This is a genomic window from Mesorhizobium sp. M7A.F.Ca.CA.004.06.1.1 (assembly GCF_003999135.1).
GTDB lineage: Bacteria > Pseudomonadota > Alphaproteobacteria > Rhizobiales > Rhizobiaceae > Mesorhizobium.
This window is the reverse complement of sequence record NZ_RZPQ01000475.1, coordinates 1-4,637: the sequence shown is the minus strand read 5'-3', so window position 1 is coordinate 4,637 and position 4,637 is coordinate 1. Positions and strand designations below refer to the sequence as shown.

Annotated in this window: 5 protein-coding genes, 1 tRNA gene and 2 pseudogenes; 5 read left to right on the top strand and 3 right to left on the bottom strand. The window is 59.1% G+C overall.

Annotated features, from left to right (window positions below; translation table 11 throughout):
• Positions 1–582 (bottom strand): annotated as a pseudogene (locus EN906_RS23750) (hypothetical protein); the annotation flags it as partial.
• 408 nt (positions 583–990) lie between these two features.
• Here EN906_RS23750 and EN906_RS23745 point away from each other — a divergent pair.
• The 3 genes from EN906_RS23745 to EN906_RS23735 all read left to right on the top strand — a co-directional run bounded on the left by EN906_RS23745 (position 991) and on the right by EN906_RS23735 (position 2,282).
• Positions 991–1,197 carry a hypothetical protein gene (locus EN906_RS23745; RefSeq protein WP_127267240.1) on the top strand — a complete coding sequence of 69 codons (207 nt, stop codon included), beginning with the start codon at positions 991–993 and terminating at the stop codon, positions 1,195–1,197.
• Positions 1,198–1,512: 315 nt separating this feature from the next.
• The gene (locus EN906_RS23740; protein ID WP_127272393.1) at positions 1,513–1,872 is read left to right on the top strand and encodes a lysozyme inhibitor LprI family protein; all 360 of its coding nucleotides are present in this window, start codon (positions 1,513–1,515) and stop codon (positions 1,870–1,872) included.
• A gap of 14 nt (positions 1,873–1,886) precedes the next feature.
• Entirely contained in the window at positions 1,887–2,282 is a 396-nt protein-coding gene (locus EN906_RS23735; protein ID WP_127270519.1) for a hypothetical protein, read from the top strand.
• A 194-nt stretch (positions 2,283–2,476) separates the two neighbouring features.
• Here EN906_RS23735 and EN906_RS23730 read toward each other — a convergent pair.
• A tRNA-Val gene (locus tag EN906_RS23730) sits at positions 2,477–2,551 on the bottom strand.
• 116 nt (positions 2,552–2,667) lie between these two features.
• On the bottom strand, positions 2,668–3,030 hold the full coding sequence (locus EN906_RS23725) for a response regulator (protein ID WP_006199474.1): 363 nt from the start codon (positions 3,028–3,030) through the stop codon (positions 2,668–2,670).
• Positions 3,031–3,193: 163 nt separating this feature from the next.
• On the opposite strand from EN906_RS23725, the gene EN906_RS23720 reads away from it, so the two are divergent.
• Both EN906_RS23720 and EN906_RS38435 read left to right on the top strand, forming a co-directional pair.
• Positions 3,194–4,135, top strand: coding sequence for an N-formylglutamate amidohydrolase (locus EN906_RS23720; protein WP_127270521.1), 942 nt, complete (start codon positions 3,194–3,196; stop codon positions 4,133–4,135).
• A gap of 148 nt (positions 4,136–4,283) precedes the next feature.
• Positions 4,284–4,637: pseudogene (locus EN906_RS38435) on the top strand (hypothetical protein); the annotation flags it as partial.

Genomic DNA, 4,637 nt, shown 5'->3' with positions numbered 1-4,637 from the left:
GTTGTTCATCACATAGAGGTTCTTGCTGCGGCGGATGTGCGTTTCGTAAAGCGCGGACTTTCCGCTCGCCCGGCCCTTCTCTGAGAATCTGAGGTCGCCGGCAACAAGCTGGTCGACGTCCCAGGATATCTTCCGGTACGCATCGAGTTCGAAGGGGATTGTGTGAAAATTCTGGCGGCGGCTTTCGAGCAGGCCGATGATCCGGGCTTCCTCGTCGGTGTCGACTATCCGATTGACGATCCAGAATTTTTCGCAGGCGTCGAAGACCGGTTCGTTGTCCAGAATGAACAGCACGTTGTCGAATGACTGGCCCTTGCGGTGTCGCGGTTCCAGATCATTGCCGATGATCCGGACGAGCATGAAGCTGTCGGCAATCTGCGAGATCGGCGACGCCGTGTAAGTCTCGCGGGCGGCTTCGATCCGCTTGCCGAGTTCGCGTCGGTATTCAGCGTTCTGCTTTGCGGAAATGAGCGCGTTGCCCAATGTCGACCACGGCGACTGCAATTGCGTGCGCACACGGTTCAGTTCGCGATGTATCTTCGGCCAAGGCGACAGTTTTTCCCTTCTGGACTGTGAACTCATGACGGCACGCAAGGAGACCCGATCACCGCCTCGGGAATGCGCGCAGTTTCGCCAACCATTCCGGCTTCGATCCTGGACCATTTCTGAGTGTGAGGCGACCAAGCCCTGAATTGTCCAACGCGATCAATCATGGAAAACGTCTCTCGCCTGCAATGTTGCGAATGTCCTGTTACGGTTCTGCTGCATCGGTCACGGCAGGTTGCAGGCAACGCCGACAAGACAATGCGATAAATCAAATCCGAAAACCACATAGCATGGCAAAATGCCCCGGCATCGGCGATGCGCCTTCACGCGAAGGCAAGCTCGCAAAAAGATTCCGCCGGTGATCGCAATTTTCTTGTGAACCAATTTCTCCCGAGGCGCGACCAAGCGATGTGTCCAAACATGGTCCATCAAGGAGAACGTCTGATGTTTACTGTTTCAAGAAACGTCCTTTTGGCCGCCATCGCCGTTTCGGTGCTGGCCGGCTGCAAGACAACCGCTCCCAGGGAATGCGACAAGCTGAAGCCCGGCGTCACCTACAACGGCAAATGCTGCGGCATCGGCGAGCCTTGCCGTGAAGGCAAGGGCGGCGGCGACAGGCCGGGAAATACGCCTGATCCAGAGCCGCAATGATCTGATTGCCCGTCGCCCGTCCCGGTCAGCACCGGGACGGGCGCACAGCTTTCCGCGACGGCGTTTGCGTCCGGCGTCCGGTCTGCCAGGACCGGGTTGCGAAACTCGCCGGCGCCGCCCACGACAATGGCGAAACGGCAAATCTTGACGTCAGCTTGTGGCGGCCATTCCCCGCATATCACCTCACGGCCCCAGCCTCGTCCGTCCTGCGTTGTTGAACCCGACAACCCTTTGCTTACTATACGGTTTTTCGGTGCTTGTCGGCTGCCCCCATGCGTGCTTACTTGTGGTTGTTTTCATTCCGGGGATACAATCATGCGTTTTCTACTTGCTGGCGTCGCCATGCTGTCGTTCGCCGCCACTGCGGCTCTGGCTGATCCAGCTTCGGACTTCAAAAGAGCCGATCAGGCGTTGAACCAAACCTTCAAGCAAATCCAGAAGCGGCTTACGGATGATTCCGACGGCAAGGCACGGTTGGTGAAAGCGCAGAGAGCGTGGATTGCGTTCCGCAACGCCGAATGCACGTTTCAATCCAGCGGTGACGATGGTGGCTCCGCGGCGCCGATGGTTGCCGCTGCTTGTCAAGCTGAACTGACCAAGGCTCGCACCAGGCAGTTGAGGGCCTACCTGAACTGCCAGGAGGGTGACCTCTCTTGCCCGGTGCCATCAGAATGATCTGGAGTGACAAAATGCCGAATTTCAAGATGAGATATGTGCTGATCGCGCTTGTGCCGTTGGCGGTTGCTGGTTGCGTCAGCGCTGAGGATCAGCGCGCAATGGATCAGCAACAGTGCGCTTCTTACGGCTATAGGCCAGGAACCAACAGGTTTGCCGACTGCATGATGCAACAGACTTCACAACGTTCAGAAGACGAGCAGCGCTCAATGGATCGCATAGCCGCGCAGGAACAGAGAGACAAGGATCGCAAGGAAGCGCGTCGAAAGAACGACAGCTACATCGACCCAAGGCCGAGTTACGACAAGGACGGCAATCCGAATTTCGACACTCAAGGCAATTACCAAGGGTGTCACGGCGCGGGATGTTTGGTCGACAATCCAGACAATGGCGATGACGATGACCAGTAGGCTGGCTTCGCAAGGGCTCTTCTTCCTGCCCCTATAGTCCGGACCTCAGCCCAAATCGACAAACCGTTCGCCAAGCTCAAGCACTGCATGCGGCGTTGCGCCAGGTGCAGGCTATAAGTCAACCTATGCGAACCGCTCTACCTCTGGGGAACCAGCCGGGAAATGCCGATGCAAGATCTGCTTGTCTGGTTGGATGGTGGGCGTGACAGGGATTGAACCTGTGACCCCTGCAATGTCAATGCAGTGCTCTCCCGCTGAGCTACACGCCCATCCGAAGCCGCGCATACACCATTTTTGATCCAGCGCGTCAATAGCAGGAAAAAGGAAAGAAGGCGTCGTCTCGCCGCAGTGGCGAAGAGGTGCGGCGCCTCGCCTAGAAAAGGGCTCAGGCCGCCTGCAGCATCTTCTCGACCTCGTTGACGAGGTCGCGCAGGTGGAAGGGCTTCGACAGCACCTTGGCGTCTTTCGGCGCCTTGGAATCCGGGTTCAGCGCAACGGCGGCGAAACCGGTGATGAACATGACTTTCAGATCAGGATCGATCTCTGTGGCACGCCGCGCCAGTTCGATGCCGTCCATCTCCGGCATGACGATGTCGGTCAACAGCAGCGAGAAAGGCTCCTCGCGCAGCCGCTCATAGGCGCTGGCGCCATTGTCGAAATCACTGACCTGGTAACCGGCGCGCTCCAGCGCCTTGACGAGGAACCGACGCATATCGTCGTCGTCTTCCGCCAGAAGAATGCGTGCCATGATATCCCGTCCGAATCACCCGCCCGAGGTTGCCGTTGGGCAAGCCCGTTAACCATCCTGTATATGAGGAGGTGAGGGTAAACATCAAGTGAACGCTGACGGGGATGATCCATATTTGCCGGGCGTGTGCTGTGGCCGAAATGCTGGACACGAGGCTTGCAAGGTGGCACTTTCACATCATGATGCACTGGTGTTTTCGGGTTCGTTCAAATTGAAGACGGCAGCCGAGGATTTTTCGGTCTTTCCACCCTTCGAAATCCGGTCGGGCGTCGAGCAGCGCGTCCCCTTCCTCTTCAACTCACCGCATAGCGGCCGCTACTATCCGGAGCGCTTCCTTGCCATGGCAAGGCTGGACCGCAACGCCATCCGCCGGTCCGAGGACTGCTACGTCGATGAGCTGTTCGGCGGGACCGTCGCGCTCGGCGCACCGCTGCTGGCGGCGAATTTCCCGAGGGCCTATCTCGACGTCAACCGTGAACCGTGGGAGCTTGATCCGCGCATGTTCGCCGAGCCGGTGCCGTCCTTCTGCAACATCCGCTCGGCACGGGTGGCCGGCGGGCTGGGCACGGTGCCGAAGCTGGTCGGCGAGGGGCTCGACATCTATTCCGGCCGCTTGCCGCTGGCCGAAGCGGTCGCCCGCATCGAGGCCGTCTACAAGCCCTATCACGAGACGCTGAAGCGGCTGTTGACCAGAACCCATGCGCGGTTCGGCTTTGCCGTGCTGATCGACTGTCATTCGATGCCGGCGAGCATCCGGGTTGGCGACAGCGGCCAGCGGCCCGACTTCATCATCGGCGATCGTTTCGGCATCTCGGCAACGGCCGCCCTGACCGAGACCGCGATCGGCCTGCTCAGCGCCATGGGCTATTCGGTTGCCCACAACAAGCCCTATGCCGGCGGCTTCATCACCGAGCACTATGGCCGCCCGGCGCGCCATCTGCACGCGCTGCAGATCGAGGTCAACCGGGGGCTCTATATGAACGAGCGGACGTTCGAGAAGGCTGCCGGCTTCGATGCGCTGGCCGACGATCTGACGCGGTTCTCAGCCGACCTGATGTCGATGCCCGACCATCATTTCATCGACCTGCCACTGGCCGCGGAGTGAACAACCTGCCGCTGGCCGCGGACTGAATGGCGCCATAAAAAAAGACCGCATCGTTTGCACGATACGGTCGAAGTCTAGGGAGGAAACGCCCAAGGAGGGCATGGACAGGAAACCCTGTCCGAGATTGAGGGTATTGTGCGCTGCACAAATGTCAAGCGACCTTCAGCCTTTTTTAATTCACTCTGATGTGGAAATTGCGTTTCGATGGCGCCTGTGTGACATCCAGGCAACAGATGCCGTCGCGGAAAAATCCTCGACACCCTTGTTTTGGCACGAAATTGGCGGCAAAGCCGGGCTCGGGCATGCTGCAACGCGGGAGAATCAGTTGGACATCAGCATCGATTTCATGCGTCGCATCGCGCAGGCGGCAGCGGCGGAGACCTTGCCGCGCTTTCGTGCCCAAGGTGCGGTCGCCAACAAGGAACAGGGCAGTTTTGATCCGGTCGCCGAGGCCGATCGCGAGGCCGAGCGCGCCATCCGGGCTCTGATATCGGCTGAGTAT

Coding starts and splice junctions, on each gene's coding strand:
- EN906_RS23745 (WP_127267240.1), top strand. CDS start 991: ATGTTTACTGTTTCAAGAAACGTCCTTTTGGCCGCCATCGCCGTTTCG.
- EN906_RS23740 (WP_127272393.1), top strand. CDS start 1,513: ATGCGTTTTCTACTTGCTGGCGTCGCCATGCTGTCGTTCGCCGCCACT.
- EN906_RS23735 (WP_127270519.1), top strand. CDS start 1,887: ATGCCGAATTTCAAGATGAGATATGTGCTGATCGCGCTTGTGCCGTTG.
- EN906_RS23725 (WP_006199474.1), bottom strand. CDS start 3,030: ATGGCACGCATTCTTCTGGCGGAAGACGACGACGATATGCGTCGGTTC.